This window comes from Rathayibacter sp. AY1A7 (genome assembly GCF_002930845.1).
GTDB lineage: Bacteria > Actinomycetota > Actinomycetes > Actinomycetales > Microbacteriaceae > Rathayibacter.
In genome coordinates this window covers 130228-146436 of the sequence record NZ_PSTL01000003.1, presented here as the reverse complement: position 1 = coordinate 146436, position 16209 = coordinate 130228, and the positions used below count along the sequence as shown (strand labels likewise).

The following is a 16209-nucleotide window of genomic DNA, read 5'->3' as shown; positions in this document are numbered from 1 at the left end:
CCGCTCGAGCGCAGGTGGCCGTTCCACCGGCGTGGCCGGGGGGGGTCGAGGGGGTTCTCTCCCTTGTGCGCGCCGGCCCGTTTCGGGTCGGCCCGCACACGCGCTCAGAGCGCGAGCGTGTGGAGCATGAAGACGGTGGAGCCGATGGGGGTTCCGAAGTCGGTGTAGTCCTGGGTCGCGCGGCGGTTGCTGATGAGGTCGAGGGCGACCATCTCCTCCTCGGACTCGTCCGTCATCGGGTCGGGGTCGTCGTCCCAGGAGCGCAGCACGGTCCGGTCGGCGTCGAGGACTCGCCAGAGTCCCCAGACTCCGGCGATGGGGCCGGTCGTCTCGTACTTGAACACGAGAGCGGTCGCGGTGGGCCAGCCGTGCGCGGCCGCGGCGACGATGAGCGCTCGCGCGGCCGCAGCGATCGCGGCCCGGTCGCCGGAGGCGGTGGCGGTATCGACGGCCGTTTGCGCGTCGCGCAGCGCTGGGGTGTGTCCCCACACGTCGACGTCGACGGCGGGAGTCGTGGTGGTGGTCATGGTGGGCCTCTCTGCAGGAGTCGAGGCGGGAGGGCGGGGAACGGCGGCTGCTGGTCCCCGCGGAGCGGGCTAGTTGAGGCCCGCGTCGGCGGCGGTGGGGTCGCCGGTGATGACCTGCTCGACCGGGGAGAGCGCGTAGCCCCACGCGGCGAGCTGGCGAAAGTGAGCGGCGGCACGCTCATCGCCCCGGCGCCACGACTCCTTGCTCGTGTTCGCCTCCTCGCCTCCGAGAACGACGGCCAGCGCGACGAGCCGGGCCTTCGCGGGGTTGGCCTCGACCAGCGCGCCGAGAGCGTCGGCGTGGTAGCCGGAGGGCTGCGTGATCCCGAGGAGGGTGTGCGCGAGAGCGTTGCCGCTGCTCATTCCGGAGGACACCGAGAAGCGGTGCACGGTGAGGCCCAGGGCGATCACCCGGTCCGCGTCCTTCGGGAGGGTCTTGCGGGAGAGGAACGACGCGATCCACTCGCGGCGCACCGTCTCGGCCGCACCCCACCCCTCGTTGTTGGCGACGAGGATGCGACGCTCGGCCTTCTGCTCGTCGGTCATCGGGCCTGCGGTGGTGCCGCCCTCCTTGCGGAAGCCCGCAGCTCGCGGGTCGGAGAGGTAGTAGCTGAGATCGGCGCTCTTGCCGGTGAACACGACCCGCACATATGAGGCGCGTCCCTCGACGTTCTCGATATCGGCGGCGTCCACGCGGGAGCCGTCCTCCATGCGGAGGTCGCGGATGCTGGTGTGGCTGGTGTAGCCGTAGTAGACCTCGCTGTCGAGGATCGCGAATCCACGGGCGGCCAGCTCGGCCTCCGCAGGGGCCTTGGCCTGTGCGCAAGCTCGCTCGTCGAGGGCGCGCTGCGCGGAGCGGTGTGGTTCGCGGACGCTAGATCGGGGAACTGATCATTCTCGCTGGTCCGCTGGACGATCCGGACCGCAGTCGTCTCGTCGCTCTCCGCGATCTGGACAGGGATGGTGGCGGGTCCGGCCTCGCGGGTCGCTAGCGAACGGCGCTGGCGGGCGCTACTTTCGAAGCCACGAGCGTTGACCGTATCCAGCCGAACCGCCTCCACATAGGCGGCAGAAATGACTCCGCGACTAGGCGAAGAGACGCAGGGCGACTCGATCCGATGACTCTGCTGATCCCGATGACCGAGGTCGGCGTCGCGGTCGGAGACTGGTTGACCTCAGGGCCGAGCTTCGCTCCGATCGTCCTGGCGGTGCGAGCCGTCGCCTCGGTCGTCACCCTGCGACGGCACGACGCGACGTCCTACCTCTCCGCCGCGGTGGCGAAGAACCTGATCGAGGCCCCGGAGAGCCGGGCGGTGACGGTCGGCCTGCGGGACTGACCGCGTCACGGCGCCTTACGACGCGACTCCGCCATGCCGTGGGTGACCAGGAGTCTGGCCCCCCGCTTCGGTACCGTCTCCCCCATGCCCGACTCCACTCCCGACACCCCCGAGGTCGCCGCCGAGCACCTCCGCGCCGAGCTGCAGCTGCGGCGCTTCGGGCGGCTCCGCCTCACCGTCGACATGGCGCTGGGCAGCGGATTCCTCGCGCCCTACGACCTCGTCGTCGTCCGCCTCGACACCGGCGCCGAGATCATCCGCGTGAAGGCCGACCTCACCGATCCCCATTACCTCCTCGGGCAGGTCGAGCTCGACCTCGAGACGAAGACGGTCGCCGAGTTCCTCGAGGAGTGGCGCCCCGCCTGACGAGGCCGGCACAGCCGCGATCCCGGTGACGGGGACAGCACGGCGCCGAGGCGTCCGGGGCAGGGCTGCGGAGATCCGCGCCCTCGCCTCACCGACCCGCAGGAACCCTGTCCCGCTCCTCGGCGACCACCACCGGCACCCACGCGCCGCGCGCCGGCCGCCCCGCCCACCACACGTACACCCCGGCGGCAACCACGGCGCCTCCGGCCGCGATCGCCCACCACGGGAACCCGGCGACGTCGGGCGACTCCCCCGCTGCGTCCACGTCCGACTGCGGCGTCGGGATCACCCGCTCGCCGGTGACGAGGATGCGGTGGGTGTTGATGCCGAGCGGGGTGCAGGTGACGAGGGTCAGGAGGTCCTGGCCGGGCTGCACGAGGAGGCTCTGCGTGTCCTCCGGCTCGACGACCAGTGTCTCGCGCACGCGGTAGGTGACCACCTCGCCGTAGACCTCGATGGTGAAGGTGTCGCCGACGTCGACGCCGTCGAGGTGGGTGAAGAGCTCGGCCGAGGCGAGGCCGCGGTGGCCGGTGAGCACCGAGTGAGTGGAGGGGCCGCCGACCGGCAGGGCGGTGCCCTCGAGGTGGCCGACGCCGCGCTCGAGGACGGCGTCGCTCGTGCCGTGGAAGATCGGCAGGTCCACGTCGATGGCGGGGATCCGGATCCGGGCCATCAGCCCCTCGGCGTCGCCGCGCAGGAGGGAGGAGTAGCGCTCGCGGTCGGCGACCTGCTCGTCGTCGGCCAGGGGGAGGCGCTCGTTCGCGGCGACGGCCGCGCCGCCTCCGCTGAGGCTCTGGTTGTAGGCGCGGGCCTCGACGAGGTTCTGCCGGAGGGTCTCGGCGCCGAGGTCGGTGATGTCCTGCGTGAGGGAGTCGATCTCGCGCGCCTGCTCGACGGCGCTGAGCCAGCTGGCGGCGACGGGGTACAGCAGCAGCGCCACCCCCGAGAGGCTGATGAGCGCGATGACCAGCGGGGCGATCGGGAGCCGCCAGCGCGGCCGGCGGTGGAGCTGCCTCCGCGGAGGAAAAGGGCTGGAGACAGAGGAATGCGGGGCACCCGACGGGTGCCCCGCATTCGACTTCGTCATGGTGTGACGTTACTCCGCGGTCTGAGCAGCCAGCGCGGTGCGACGGCGCGAGGCGATCAGGCCCGAACCGATCGCGAGGGCGAGGAGCGCGCCTCCACCGAGGGTGAACCACTGCGCGCCGCCACCGGTGAGGGGCAGGGCGAACGCCGGCACCTGGGTGTGGAGGAACTCGACGTAGTTCTGGATCGGCGCGGTGGCCGAGCTCGGTCCGGCGACGACCTGCGTCAGCACCTGGGCCGGGGTGGGCAGGCGGAATCCGGCGGGCGGGGTCAGCTCGCGGACGTAGTAGTTGCCCGGCGTGATGATCGGGATCTCGACGATGCCGTTCGCTCCGGTCGTCCAGTTCTGGTTGCCGTTGATGAACACCGGGTTCTGGCCGAGGTTGGCATCGTTCTCGGTGAGGAACACCTGATAGACCGCACCCGCGAGCGGCACGCGGTTGGCGCCGTTGTTCTGGTAGGCGTACACGGTCAGCTGACCGATCGGGGTGCTGCCGGTGACCGTCTCCGTGGCACCGTTCACGACGCTCGTCGCCGAGTTGGTGATGATGCCGTTGGCCGGGATGGCGGTGGCGCGGGTGAGCACCGTGAGGGTGACGACGCCGCCCTGCAGACCCTGGAGCTTGGTGAGGCCGGACTGCAAGAAGTTCAGCGTCACGTTCCGGGTCGCGGCGTCGTAGCCGAGCGTGTAGTCCGTGTTCGCGATGAACGCCGGTGCGGGCGCGGTGCCCGCGGCGCTGGTCACCGTGATGCCGGTGGGCGCGACGCCGGCCGGTCCGGTCGGCAGGTAGGTCAGCTCGGCGGGGAGCGTGTCGGTGAGGGTGAACGCGTCCAGCGTGTCACCGGCGGCGAGCACCGGGACGTCCGAGGCGATGGCCCAGCGGATGAGGTCGGGGTTGCGCGCCTCGACCGAGTTCGCCGCCGCGGGGACGCGCGTCTTGGTGAGCTCCGTGACCGCGTTCTTGGGGTAGACGTGGACGTCGTAGATCCACTGGTTCGCCGGCGCACCGGTCGGGCCCGTCGGGAACGGCAGGGTGACGAGGAACGGCGCCGCGCCGTTGGTGGCTCCGGCGGGGAGCTGGGTCTCGGTCACGAGGTAGAGGCCGAGCGGCATGCTCGCGCCGTTGTTGAACACGGCCTCGCCGTCCGTGCCGCTGGTGGCGGTGAAGGTGTCGGCGGCGGTGACGCGGGTCGCCGCGGTGCCCGGGGTCAGGTTCGCGACCTGGTTCCAGCCGTCGGGCGTGGTGAGGTCGACGCCCTGGACGCGCGCGGCGGTGAACACGGCTCCGGGCAGCGCATCGCCGGGGACCGTGATCTCCTGGCCGGTGCCGATCGCCTGGCCGTTGTTGGATCCCAGCGCGAGCTTGTGCACGGTGAGGGTGCGGCTGATGGTCGGGTCGATGTTGCCGGGCAGCGTGACCGCTGACGCCGGCGCGACGGCGGTGAAGACCGCCGCAGCGCTCAGCGCGAGGACGCCGGCTGCGGCGGCGAGCCGCCTGGTGAGTGAGCGGGACATGAGATCTCTCCTACTGAGGTCGTGAGTGCTGGTGTCGTGGAGTCGAAGGTGTGCGGGAAGGGGTCTGCGGGAGAGCGCCGGGGCTCTCGGTCGGGGCGTCACCGGGAGGGGCCTCGCAGCCTCCGGCGCCGCTCCCAGAGGAGGAGGCCGAGTGCGAGAGTGAGCACCGACCCCCCGCCCAGGAGGAACGCGTCGGTGCTGGCGCCACCGGTCAGCGGCAGGCGTGTGGGGTCCACGGGGGCGTTGACGAAGCGGTAGACCGCCGTCTGACCGGCCGTAGGGGCCGTGATCGTCCGCGAGGCGACCGGGGACCACGTCGTCCCGGTCAGGCGCTCGAGACGCAGTTCCTGGTAGGCGAGGCGGCGGGTCGGATCCGTCGCCGCCTCGGACAGCGTGTAGCCGTGACCCGGTCGCACCTCGAAGGTGCTCGCCGGGTTGCCCGCGGCGACGTACTCCGCGCCGGCCCGGGTCTCCGTCGGGAGCGTCGCTCCGGCCAGTGCGGCGGGCGTCGCGGTGACGCGCCAGTCGGCCGCCTGGAAGCCGGTCTGGGGGCGCAGGACCTGCTTGACCAGGGTGATCGTCGCGCTGGCGTTGTCCACGGTGCAGGTGACGGCGGCGCCGTTCGTCGGGGTCACGTCTCCGGCCGCGCTCACGGTGAGGGCGGCGCCGGTGTCGGTGCGGCACTGCCAGGGTGCGGTCTGCACGGAGGTGGCGGGGCCCCCGGTCTCAGCGAGCCGGTAGGCCACACCCGGGGTGACGGGGATAGCCGACACGCCCGCCGAGCCCGCGCGGCCGGTCGGGCCGGGCAGGGCGCCGGTCGGGCCGGTGGCGCTGAGCGTGAAGTCACTGGGCAGCGCGCTGCCGGAGCTCACCGTCTTCACGAGCGTGAGGGACGCCGTGGGCCGGTTCACGATCGAGCACTCGACGACCGCCGCGGAGGCGATGCCGGTGAGGCTCGCGCTGATGACGGTCCCCGACTGCGAGAACGTGGTCGACCGTGCGGCGCCGTTGACCGTGCAGGCGCCGCTGACGAACGCGAAGCCCGTCTGCTGCACCTCCGAGACGGTGAGCGTCGCCCGCGACGCCTCCGTGCCGAACAGGACGGTCCAGGCGGCCTGACCCGCGGCGTCCGTCTGCTGGCGGGGCGACTGCTCCGGCAGCAGGGCGACGGTGCCGGCGGTGGCCGTCGCGGTCGTGCCCACGGTCCAGTCCACGCCGGGGCGGGTGGTGCCGGAGGCGTCCCGGATCGTCTTGGTGATCCGCACGGTGGAGGCGGGGCGCGGGGAGTTGAAGAAGGTGCAGGTGACGTTGACGCCGAGCCGGTTCGGTAGGGTGACCGTCCCGGTCGGGTTCGAGCCCGTGCTCACCCGCACGCCGTCCGCGTAGCACTCGTAGATGCTCGTGTAGGCGGTGATCGGGGAGGCGGAGCCCGCGGCCATCGCCTCCGAGACCGTCACCGTGCTGTTGATCGGAGTGGGGAAGGGGCCGATCTGCGCGGTCTGGCGGCCGGTGGTGGCGCCGGTGGTGGTGGCCGTGGCGAAGGGCGACGCCGGAGAGCCGGCGGCCGCCGTGAGCTGGAACTGGTCCGCCGCGGCCAGGCGGCCCACCACGCTCTTCTGCACGGTGATCGTGGCCGGCGAGGAGCAGCCGGAGAGGTCGACGGCGTTGACGCTCACGCGCGGCGTGCCGCTGACGCGGGTCCACGTGGTGGCGTCGAACTCGTACGCGCTGCCGGGGATGGCCGGGACACCGTTCGCGGCGGCGACGTCGCCGTTGGCGAGGTAGACGGTTCCACGCGGCGAGAAGGCGATGCCGTTGATGTTGGCGAAGGCGGCGTCGGTCCCCGTCACGGCCTTCGCGATCGAGGTGTTCACCGGGAGGGTGCCGCCGGTCGCCGCGGCCAGGGCGTCGGCCGGCACGGTGAAGATCGCGGCGCTGCTGGCGTTGTTGACCGAGCCCGCGCCGACGACGTAGAGGTTGCCGCGAGCGTCGAACGCCATGTCGCCGTTGCCGTTGGGGGTTCCGGAGGTGGGGAAGGAGCCGACGAGGGCGAACCGGGTGGCGACGGGGTTGGCCTCCGTGAAGCTCCAGATGTAGAACTGGCCGCTCGCGAAGCTGCCGAACAGGTACCGGCCCGTCCGGAGGTCGACCGCGCCGGCGACGATGCTGCCGGTCACCTGCGCTCCGCCGGCCACGGTCGTGTACGCGCTGTTCGCGATCCTCTGGAAGCCGGCCTCCGGCGTCCACTTGAGGACGGCGTCGACGTCCGTCGCGTCGGACGAGCGGTCCAGCGCGTAGGCGAAGGCGCCGTTCGCGCCGACGCCGAGCGCGTTGGCCTCGGCGGTCCCCGACCAGCTGCCGATCGAGGTCAGGGATCCCGTGACGATGTCGGCCTGCTGCAGGGCGCCGGCCGCCGTGAGGGAGTAGAAGCGGCCGGTGTCGCAGAACAGGCGCGGCGTCTGCACCGTGTTCGTGAAGGTGCAGAGCACCTCCGCTCCCGCCTCGCTGGGGATCGTGATCGACCCGGCGGCGGATGCTCCGGAGGCGATGACCGTGCCGCCGCGCGAGCACTCGTAGCTGTTGGAGTACGCCAGGCCCGCGCCCGCGGTCTGCGCCTCGGCGATCGTGTACGTCGCTCCGGACTGCACGGTGAGGCGGCTGATCTGCGCGGCCTGGATCCCGGTGGCGGTGCCCGTGGTGGTCGCCGACGCGAGGACGGTCGTGCCGCTGCGCACCGAGAGCGTGAACTGGTCACCCGTGGCGCTGCGCACCGGCAGGTTCTTCCGGACGGTGAGGGTCGTCGCGGCCTGGATCGTCACCGAGGTGGGGGCGGAGGCGATGAGGCCGGTGGGAGTCGTGGTCCCGGTGCTGTACGTCCCGGCGGCGGCGGCCACCACGTCCACGGAGATCGTGCAGGAGGTCGCGCCCGCGGCGAGGTCGCCGCCGAGGGTCGAGACGGAGGAGGATCCGGCGGCCGCGGTCACGGCGAACGCCGTTCCGGTGACGTCGGTGCAGGACCCGCCGACGGCCGGCGTCGGCGCCACGACGAGGCCGGCCGGGAGAGCGGTCGAGAAGCGCCAGTCGGCCTTCGCGAGGAGGTCGCTGGTGTTGGTGACCGTGTAGGTCAGCGTGGTCGGCACCGTCGCGGTCGGCACGGCCTGCGTGAAGGCCGCGTCGAGAGCGGGGGTGACGTCGAGCACGCGGAGGTCGTCGACGGCGAAGGCGCTTCCCGTGCCGGTGACCGTGTTCACGAGCTGCACCTGGGCTGCGGCGATCTGCGCCGGAGTGAGGAGCGCGGTGCTCGTGCCGGTGTAGGCGACGGCGCGGGCGGAGGCGGGGAGCGCGGGATCCACGAGCGCGCCGAGCCCGCCGACCAGCGGGAGGGTCGGGGACGTGTAGAACACGCTGCCGGTCGCGGCGCAGGGCACGACCGGTGCCGCGAATCCGGTGAGGACGGTGGACCCGCCCGAGACCAGGTTGAGGGAGAGGGACGCGTTGTTCGTCCCGCACTGCCCGCCGGCGGCGTTCATGCCGACGGCGTAGTAGCGGGCGGCGGGCGCGGAGACGCCGATCCCCGCGGCGCTCTGGGCGACGGTCGTGCCGCCGGTGACGGCGGCGTACGGGTACTCGACCAGGGCGTGGTTCGCCTGCGTGCCGGTGTTCGAGCCGTTGGCCGGTGCGGTGCTGGAGGTGGACCCCGGCACTCCGGCCGCCACCTGTCCGAGGACGTCCGCCATGCGGCGGGTTTCGCGTGCGGCCGACGATCCCGTGCCGACGGTGAGGAGGGGCCGGGTCGGGCAGAAGGCGGAGTTGGGGTAGGGCGCCGTGTAGTTGACCAGGACGCCGGTGCAGTTCGTGGCGGTCGACCAGCCGGTGGCGGCCGTGTAGCGGCCGTTCGCGTAGGCGGTGAGCGCGCTCGGGGTGGCGGTCAGGCCCTGCTCGAAGGTCTCCGTCCACACCTGCCGCGGGGCCTCGGCGACGCCGGCCGCGAGCGTGGAGAAGCCTCCCGCTGCTCGCGCCGTCGCGGGCGGGCCGCGGTCCGACTCCTGATCGTCGTCCGAGGCCGCCGGAGGAGCGGGCGCCGACCCGGCCGGCGCCGGCTCGACGGGCTGCTCCGTCTCTGCGGCGCCGCGGGGCGCTGCGGGATCGGGCTCGTCCTGAGCGGGCTCCTCCGCCGTGGCACTCGGCGACTCCGCGGCCTCGGCGGGTGCGGGCGGGGCGGACGTCGACGGGGCGGACGCTGACGGAGTGGGTGCCGACGGAGCGGGTGCCGGATCGGCCTCGGGGGCTGTCGGCGGTGTCGGTGCGACCGGCGTCGGGAGAAGGGCGGGGGCGTCGGCGGCGACCGGATCCGCCTGGTTCGCGGCCTGAGCGGGAGACGAGGCGGAGACGTCGCCGAGCCCCCACGAGCCGACGAGGAGAGCGCCGATCGTCGCGAAGACGACGGCCCGCATTCCGAGGCGCGACGGCGCTCGGTGCCGTGAGTGGCGGCGCCGCCGGGTCGTGAAAGCCATGGTTCTGCTTCTCAGTCGTGTTGTCGATCGTGGAGATGAGCGAAACGTCGACACGACGAACGACACGGATGTCGCAGCGAGTGCGGAGGCCCCAGACTCCGGAGGGGAGCACGCATTCCCCGCGGGCTTCCGAAGATGAACGTATAGGTCGGCCTCCCTCTCGCCATAGAGAAGTGAGCCCCCCTTGTCGGGGCCATAACCGATGAGAAAAGGACCGGGGTGAAGCCGAATATGGCGCCTTTTGACGGGTCCTCGCGAAGGAGTTCTAAGAAGTGAGCGCGCGCGACCGGCTCGGCTCACTCCTCCCGTCAGGTCCCGTGCAACGCTCGGGCCCCACCCGGCCACGTACTCGGTAGACGCCCGACCGACGAAGGATGGACCCGATGACGCGACGCACACTCGACGACCTGCTCTCCCGCAGCGACCCCGCGACCGACGACCGGGCGCCCGGTGTCCGCACCGCCCTGCACAGCGTGATCGCCGAGACCCGCGAACGCGCGCCCCGCCGTCCCGCGCGGTCGAGGGCGTGGTGGCTGGCGGCTCCCGTCCTCCTCGTCCCGGGTCTCGTGCTGGCGACCAGCGCCGGCACCGACGTCCGCTCGGTCCCCGACTTCACGATCCCGATCAGCTACACCACCGACTCCGGCGCAGCGGTGTCGTGCTCGATCGACTACTTCAACGGCGAGATCGACTACCGCGAGGTCACCACCTCCGCGACCGACTACCTGCGCGCGCAGGACTGGAACGGCATCGGCCAGCGGATCCACGACGACGCGCTCGCCTACACGACCGACCCCGCCTGGCTGGCCTCGGACATGAACAGCGACGGCCCCGGCCTCTCGGAGGAGACGATCCGCTGGCGCGCCTGGATCACCGCGGCGGACGACCACATCCTCGACACGATCCCCGACGGCGTGATCGTCGAGGGCGACGGCGGCCTGGGCGGCAGCACCGACTGCACGGGAGAGCTGTGATGAGCGCCGGCGAGGCGGCACCGTCCCTGGCCCGCAGCGTCGTCCGCTCCCCCGCGCGTGACCGCGAGGCCGAGATCACGGCCCTGGTCGAGCGGGAGGCGCCGGACCTGCTCCGCTACTTCGCGCGGCGGACGGCGAGCCCCGAGGACGCCGCGGACCTCCTCAGCGACACCCTCCTGATCCTGTGGCGGAAGGAGCGGTCGATCCCCGAGGACGAGACGCGCGCGCGGATGTGGGCGTTCGGCGTCGCACGGCGGGTGCTCTCGGGCCAGCGCCGCACCGCGACCCGGAGGAGCGCGCTCGTCGAGCGGCTGGCGGAGGAGCTCCGCATCACCCCACCCGCACCCGCCGACGACGCGGCCGAGGACGTCCGCGCCGCGATCGCGCAGCTGAAGCCCGTCGACCAGGAGATCATCTCCCTCGTCTACTGGGACGGCTTCTCCCTCGCCGAGGCGGCCGAGATCCTGTCCCTCCGCGCCGCGACCGTGCGGAGCCGGCACGCGCGGGCGCGGGCGACGCTGCGGGACGCGCTGGGGGCGGCGATGTGAGGAGGGGTGCGGGGCACGGTCGCACCCCTTCACCCGGCACCCCCGCCTGAGTAGCATCCCCCGCATGAGCAGGCTCGTCGTCTCCGTCCTCACCTCGCTCGACGGCCGCTTCGAGGGGCCCGGGCACGACCTCTCGGCGCTGCCGTTCGAGGACGCGTTCAACGACCACAACCTCGAGCTGCTGCGCCGCGCGGGCACGCTCGTCTACGGCGGCGGCTGGTTCCGCGACAACTGGGACAGCTGGAGCGCCGTCGCCGCGGACGGGACGGCGGGCGAGCGGGAGCACGAGACCGCACGGCTGGTCACGTCGCTCGACGCGCTGGTGATCAGCGACTCCCTGGCTTTCGATCCGGAGGCGCCGTGGGCCGCCACGACGCGGATCGTGCCACGGGAGCAGGGTCCGGCCGAGATCGGACGGCTCAAGCAGGGCGACGGGGGCGACCTGCTGATGTTCGGCAGTGGCACCACCTGGAATCCGCTCCTCGCGCAGGGCCTGGTGGACGAACTGATCGTCCTCGTCGGCGCCGGACTCGCGGGCGGCGGGACGCCGCTCTACTCCGGGGCGCCGCAGCACGGCCTGCGCCTCCTCGACGCGACGGTTCTGCCGGGCTCTGAGCTGGTGCGGCTCCGCTACGACGCGAGCGGGGCCGGCGGGCGCTGAGCGGGACCTGCCGACGCGCGAGAACGCCGGCGGACCTGCGCCCTTCGAGCCGTCGAGGCGCTCGCCTCCGCCGGGGTGCGCACGACCTCGGCTGAGACAGGGCGGCCTCCCTCAGGAGCCGACGCCCCCTCCCGTCAGCTGACGTCGTGCGCGCGAGGCGCAGGGGCCGCCCCGGACAGCGAGCGGTCGCCCGACGCTGCAGGCCTGCGGAGTGCCCGGGCGCACAGCCGGACCCCCAGAACGACGCTCGTCACGCCTCCCGCCAGCAGCCCGGCACACACCGCGGTCCAGATCGTCATGCTCGAACTCGGCACGGCGCGCAGCCCGAAGACGAGCCCCACGCCGCTGCCGACCAGCGCGGCCGCGACCAGTGGGATCGTGAGCGCCGAGCTCTTCTCGGCGGCGGTCCACGACGAGCTCCACAGGACCAGAACGGCGCCGATCGGCCAGCCGATTCCGGGGATCAGCAGCCAGCCGAAGGCGAAGACCAGGGAGGCCGCGACCGCGAACCACCGACGGGCGAGAATCCCCCGCACATTTCCGTGCTGAACTCCGGCCTGGACCTGATCAGACATGCGTCGGAGCCTACGGAGACGGACGGGACCGCGGCACGAACTGGCACAGGACCCCCGCGCGCCGGCACACGGCGCGGCGAGAATCGCGTCTGTGGCGCAGCGAACGCGCCACCGTACTCCGAAGCCTTGGCCGCCTGTGCACGCCATCAGTACCTTGTCACGCAATGTTCCACCCGGAACAAGAAACGGAGACACTCATGTCTGGATTCAGATCCAAGCTGATGGCGGGGATCGCCGTCCTCGCACTCGCTCTCACCGGAGCCGCGCCTGCGAGCGCGAGCACGGAAGCCGAGCACTCGGAGGTCGTCATCGCCCGCGAGTTCCTCTCGGAGTACGGCGTTCCCTCCGAGACGCAGGACGACCTGGTCGAGGCGTACCTCGCCGGCGAGGCGTGGGACTCGCTGTCGAGCGCTAACCCGACCGTGAAGGTGGTCGAGGAGAAGCGTCCTGATGGCGATTACACGATCTCCACCTATGAGGACGGATCCGTCAGTGTCGTCCGCATCGGAGGAGAAGGCGCCGACGTGAAGACGCGCGGCATCAGCGAGTGCTCCGTGAGCGGGTCCGCGCGGAACGGCTGCAAGATCGACACCTGGGTCGGACTGGTGAGCATGAGCTTCTACACCTCCTACAACCTGTCGAGCAACACGGTGACCGCCAACCCGTGGGGCCCGGCCTGGACGATCGGGGGAGCCTGTGGCTCGTCGCTCAACTACCTCGGCCGACCGCTCGCCAACCGCGCGCAGATGCTCATCAACGCGCAGATGTGCGGCGTCCCCTACAACACGACCTTCGAGTTGCGCCTGACGGTCTCCGGAGGAGCCGCGACGGTGAGCTGGAGCTGACGAGCAGAGCTCATCCGGCTCACTCCAACGCGCTGTGCGCCCGCCGCCTCCTCACGAAGCGGGCGCACAGTCGCGTCCCGAGAACAAGGCTGGTGCCACCCCCGACCAGCCACGCACCAGCCAGGACCGTCCACGTCGTCATACCGGAACTCGGCATCGCCGACAGCCAGTAGTAGAGCCCGATCGCCCCGCCGACCACCACGGCAGCGACGACGGGGATCACCAGCGCCCTCCTCTTCTGCGAGACGGTCCAGGACGAGCAGAGGAGAATCGCGACGGCGCCGAGGAGCCAGCCGAATCCGGGAATCACCAGCCAGCCGAAGGCGAAGACCAGCGAGGCGACGACGGCGAACCAGGGGCGGTCGAAGATCGACCCGCCGCCCCCAGCGAGCGATCCGCCGGCGGCCTGCGCGATCCGAGAGGGACTTCCCAGTTCATCGATCCGCTCACGGGCGGCATCGTCGTCGAGGCCGTCCAGCTCTTCCGCGATCCCGCTCCAGATCTCACTCCGGAGGTCGGCGGGTACGCCGGACAATGCGATCCTCAGCTCCTCGAGGTAGCGCGCCGCCGCCGGCGATGTCGTCGTGCTCATGACGTTCCCCTTCCGATCGTCTCGTTCACCTGCCCGACGAAGGACGGCCACTCCGCCCTGAACCGCCCGAGCTCGACCTTCCCCACGTCGGTCAACGAGTAGTACTTCCGAGCTGGACCCTGCGCACTCGGGACGACGACTGCGGTGATCGAGCCTCGGTCCCGCAGCCGACCCAGGAGCGGGTACAGGGTGCCGATGCTCCCGATCACACCGACCTCCTGCAAGCGCGTGGACAGCTCCCACCCGTACATGGGAACGGTATCGAGCAGCCCCAGGATGCAGAACTCGGCTACGCCCTTTCGAAGCTGTGCCCCGACTCCATCTATCATGCGTGACAGCATACGGGTATGCCCGGAGTGGCGCCATACGACCGCGACGTCGGCGCGGTCGAGCCGAGCCCCGTCTGACCTCGGCACCGAGAGCGCCGCGACACTCCCGCGCAGCCGGCGATCCATCCGGTCGCCCCGACGCGGTCAGTGGCGCAGAGGTTCCGCTCCCCGGCGACGTCCGCCGTGCCGATGGCCGGCAGGGGAGGAGCCGGATCGACGACCATGTCGCCTCCCTCCCCGCGGTCGACCGCGTCTTCCTGGTCGGCGCGGGCGGATCGCTGATGGGCGTCCAGGCCGCTCAGTACCTGCTCGACACGGCCGCGATCACGCCCGCCGCCTCCTACAACTCGGACGAGTTCTTCTTCCGCGCGCCCGCCTCGGTCGGCCCCGGCGCCCTCGTCGTCGTGCTCTCGGGCACCGGCGAGACCCCCGAGACCGTGCGGGCCGGCGAGTGGGCGCAGGAGCGCGGCGCCGCCGTGGTCGGAGTGACCCTCAAGCAGGAGGGACCGCTCGCGCTCGCCCTCGACACCGCCTTCGTCGCGCAGACCGGTCAGGGCACGCAGCTCGTGCTGCAGCTGCTCGCGCTCGCGGTCCTGCGCCGCGACGGGGTGGACGTGACGGATCGGCTCGAGGCGCTGCGCGCCCTGCCGTCCGCAATGGTCGCAGGAGCCGGGCCGGAGGCGACGCGACCGGCGTCGGCGGACCCGACCCCGCATCACGCCACGCGCCGGCGCCTCAGCCCGCGCGCCTCACCGCGAGCTCACCAGCCCTCGGGCCCCGCGCTCCCTGCCTCGTACTCGTCCAGCGGAGCGTCGCCCGCGGCCCAGGCGGAGAGCACCGGAGTGATGATGCGCCAGCACTGCTCGGCCACGTCGCCCGGGACCGAGAGCAGGGTGTCGCCCTGCAGGATCCCGGCGAGGACGTGCGCGTAGGGGTCGAGCGTAGCCGCGCCGGGCTGCGCCGTCAGGGTGGTGCGCTCGAGATCGGTCAGCTCGTCGGCGCTGTTCACGACCAGGTCGAGGCTGACGTCGCCGCCCTTGAGGCCGATCCGGAGGACCGTCCCGGCGTCGCCCTCGGCCGCCTGCAGGCCGCGCGGGGGCGTGGCGGCGCGGAAGTGGATCGCCACCTCCCGGCGAGGGTCGCCGATCGCCTTGCCGGAGCGGAGGACGAAGGGGACGCCCGCCCAGCGCGGGGTGTCGACCTGGAGCAGCAGCTGGGCGAGAGTCTCGGTGCCGGTCTCGGGGTCGACGTCGGGCTCGTCGACGTAGGAGGGGAAGAAGCGGCCGTCGACGCGGCCCTCGGTGTAGCGGGCGCGGCGGGCGGAGGAGGGGTCGTCGCGCCAGAGCCGCACAGCGCCGAGCACCTCGGCCATGCGCGCGTGGACCTCGTCGGGCGCGACCTCGTCGGGGCGCTCCATCGTGGTCAGCGCGAGCACCATCAGGAGGTGGCTCTGCAGCATGTCGCGCAGCGCGCCGGTCTTCTCGTAGAAGGCCGCGCGGCCCTCGATGCCGAGCGTCTCGTCGTAGACGATCTCGACCTTCTCGATCCACTCGGCGCTCCAGCTCGCCTCGAGCAGGCTGTTGCCGAAGCGCAGGCCCAGCATCCCCAGCACGGTCGCGTTGCCGAGGAAGTGGTCGATGCGCCAGAGGCGGCTCTCGGGGAGGACCTTCGCGAACGCGGCGTTGAGGGCGATCGCGTCGTCGAGGTCCTCGCCGAACGGCTTCTCGATGGCGACGACCAGCTCCTCGGGGAGGTCGAGCTCGGCGAGCGAGGCGGCGACCTTGTGCCCCATCGTCGGCGGCAGGGCGACGTAGAGCACCGGGGTCGACGGGCAGGCGTCGAGGAGGGCCTTCAGCTGCTCCGGGTCGGAGGCGTCGGTGGCGACGAAGCGCGCGCGCGACGCGAGCGCCTCGACCGTGTGCGGGGCGACTCCGGCCGCCTCGAGGCTGCGGCGGACGAGGCCCTGCCACTCCTCGTCGGTCTGCGGCGTGCGCGCCGCGCCGATCAGCGTGAGCTCGAGGTCGCGCGCGAGCTCGGCCACCCGGCCCAGGCCCGGCAGCAGCAGCCGCTCGGTGAGGTCGCCGCCCGCTCCGAGGATCGCGATGCTCCGCTGCTCGCTCCCCAGCGCCGCGGCCTCGGGGATTCCGATCTGCTCCGTCATGGTGTCTCCCTCGTAGCCGTCGTGAGTCAGCGGCCACAGTACGCGCCGTGCCCTGGCGCGAGGCCGGGAGCCGGGAGGGGTTGAGGAAGCGGGCGCGGAGTGGCAGGGCGGCGCGGTCGGAGAGCTGCACGACCTCGGCCGAGAGGGGCCTGCCTGCCGTGTCGGGTCAGGGACCCCC

15 protein-coding genes and 1 pseudogene are annotated in these 16209 nt (G+C 72.3%); 7 read left to right on the top strand and 9 right to left on the bottom strand.

Features of this window, described 5'->3' with window-relative positions; all coding sequences use genetic code 11:
* Window positions 1-104 precede the first annotated feature (104 nt).
* The gene (locus C5B95_RS04375) at window positions 105-527 is read right to left on the bottom strand and encodes a hypothetical protein (protein WP_104348569.1); all 423 of its coding nucleotides are present in this window, start codon (window positions 525-527) and stop codon (window positions 105-107) included.
* A 69-nt stretch (window positions 528-596) separates the two neighbouring features.
* Window positions 597-1220, bottom strand: coding sequence for a hypothetical protein (locus C5B95_RS04370; protein ID WP_146076486.1), 624 nt, complete (start codon window positions 1218-1220; stop codon window positions 597-599).
* 425 nt (window positions 1221-1645) lie between these two features.
* Here C5B95_RS04370 and C5B95_RS04365 point away from each other — a divergent pair, with 425 nt between their 5' ends.
* Window positions 1646-1864 (top strand): hypothetical protein, encoded by a 219-nt coding sequence (locus tag C5B95_RS04365; protein ID WP_104323814.1) that lies wholly within the window; start codon window positions 1646-1648, stop codon window positions 1862-1864.
* 84 nt (window positions 1865-1948) lie between these two features.
* On the top strand, window positions 1949-2230 hold the full coding sequence (locus tag C5B95_RS04360; RefSeq protein WP_104348567.1) for a hypothetical protein: 282 nt from the start codon (window positions 1949-1951) through the stop codon (window positions 2228-2230).
* An 88-nt stretch (window positions 2231-2318) separates the two neighbouring features.
* Here C5B95_RS04360 and C5B95_RS04355 read toward each other — a convergent pair whose 3' ends face one another.
* The 3 genes from C5B95_RS04355 to C5B95_RS04345 all read right to left on the bottom strand — a co-directional run bounded on the left by C5B95_RS04355 (window position 2319) and on the right by C5B95_RS04345 (window position 9346).
* Complete coding sequence (locus C5B95_RS04355; protein WP_104348566.1) at window positions 2319-3317, bottom strand: class C sortase; 999 nt, start codon at window positions 3315-3317, stop codon at window positions 2319-2321.
* 9 nt (window positions 3318-3326) lie between these two features.
* On the bottom strand, window positions 3327-4832 hold the full coding sequence (locus tag C5B95_RS04350; protein ID WP_104263422.1) for a SpaH/EbpB family LPXTG-anchored major pilin: 1506 nt from the start codon (window positions 4830-4832) through the stop codon (window positions 3327-3329).
* Between the two features lie 98 nt (window positions 4833-4930).
* A complete protein-coding gene (locus tag C5B95_RS04345) occupies window positions 4931-9346 on the bottom strand; it encodes an LPXTG cell wall anchor domain-containing protein (RefSeq protein WP_146076485.1) in 4416 nt (1471 codons plus the stop codon).
* A 383-nt stretch (window positions 9347-9729) separates the two neighbouring features.
* On the opposite strand from C5B95_RS04345, the gene C5B95_RS04340 reads away from it, so the two are divergent.
* From C5B95_RS04340 to C5B95_RS04330, 3 genes are all read left to right on the top strand, one after another.
* Window positions 9730-10320: a hypothetical protein gene (locus tag C5B95_RS04340; protein ID WP_104348564.1), complete on the top strand. Its 591-nt coding sequence runs from the start codon at window positions 9730-9732 to the stop codon at window positions 10318-10320.
* The gene (locus C5B95_RS04335) at window positions 10320-10868 is read left to right on the top strand and encodes an RNA polymerase sigma factor (protein WP_104348563.1); all 549 of its coding nucleotides are present in this window, start codon (window positions 10320-10322) and stop codon (window positions 10866-10868) included. The genes C5B95_RS04340 and C5B95_RS04335 overlap by 1 nt, the downstream gene beginning before the upstream one ends.
* 64 nt (window positions 10869-10932) lie before the next feature.
* Window positions 10933-11529: a dihydrofolate reductase family protein gene (locus C5B95_RS04330; RefSeq protein WP_104250225.1), complete on the top strand. Its 597-nt coding sequence runs from the start codon at window positions 10933-10935 to the stop codon at window positions 11527-11529.
* A 134-nt stretch (window positions 11530-11663) separates the two neighbouring features.
* Here C5B95_RS04330 and C5B95_RS04325 read toward each other — a convergent pair whose 3' ends face one another.
* Window positions 11664-12104, bottom strand: coding sequence for a hypothetical protein (locus tag C5B95_RS04325; RefSeq protein WP_146076484.1), 441 nt, complete (start codon window positions 12102-12104; stop codon window positions 11664-11666).
* Window positions 12105-12301: 197 nt separating this feature from the next.
* On the opposite strand from C5B95_RS04325, the gene C5B95_RS04320 reads away from it, so the two are divergent.
* Window positions 12302-12949 carry a hypothetical protein gene (locus C5B95_RS04320; protein WP_146076483.1) on the top strand — a complete coding sequence of 216 codons (648 nt, stop codon included), beginning with the start codon at window positions 12302-12304 and terminating at the stop codon, window positions 12947-12949.
* A 19-nt stretch (window positions 12950-12968) separates the two neighbouring features.
* Here C5B95_RS04320 and C5B95_RS04315 read toward each other — a convergent pair whose 3' ends face one another.
* Together C5B95_RS04315 and C5B95_RS04310 are read right to left on the bottom strand one after the other, a co-directional pair.
* Entirely contained in the window at window positions 12969-13541 is a 573-nt protein-coding gene (locus C5B95_RS04315) for a hypothetical protein (protein ID WP_104346885.1), read from the bottom strand.
* Window positions 13538-13870 (bottom strand): PadR family transcriptional regulator, encoded by a 333-nt coding sequence (locus C5B95_RS04310; RefSeq protein WP_104250299.1) that lies wholly within the window; start codon window positions 13868-13870, stop codon window positions 13538-13540. The genes C5B95_RS04315 and C5B95_RS04310 overlap by 4 nt, the downstream gene beginning before the upstream one ends.
* Between C5B95_RS04310 and C5B95_RS17815 the strand changes: the two are divergent.
* Window positions 13849-14445, top strand: a pseudogene (locus C5B95_RS17815) (SIS domain-containing protein); the annotation flags it as partial. The gene C5B95_RS04310 and the pseudogene C5B95_RS17815 sit on opposite strands and share 22 nt — an antisense overlap.
* Before the next feature lie 185 nt (window positions 14446-14630).
* On the opposite strand, the gene C5B95_RS04300 reads toward C5B95_RS17815, so the two are convergent.
* Window positions 14631-16031, bottom strand: a complete 1401-nt coding sequence (locus tag C5B95_RS04300; protein ID WP_104348560.1) for a glucose-6-phosphate dehydrogenase — start codon at window positions 16029-16031, stop codon at window positions 14631-14633.
* Window positions 16032-16209 lie beyond the last annotated feature (178 nt).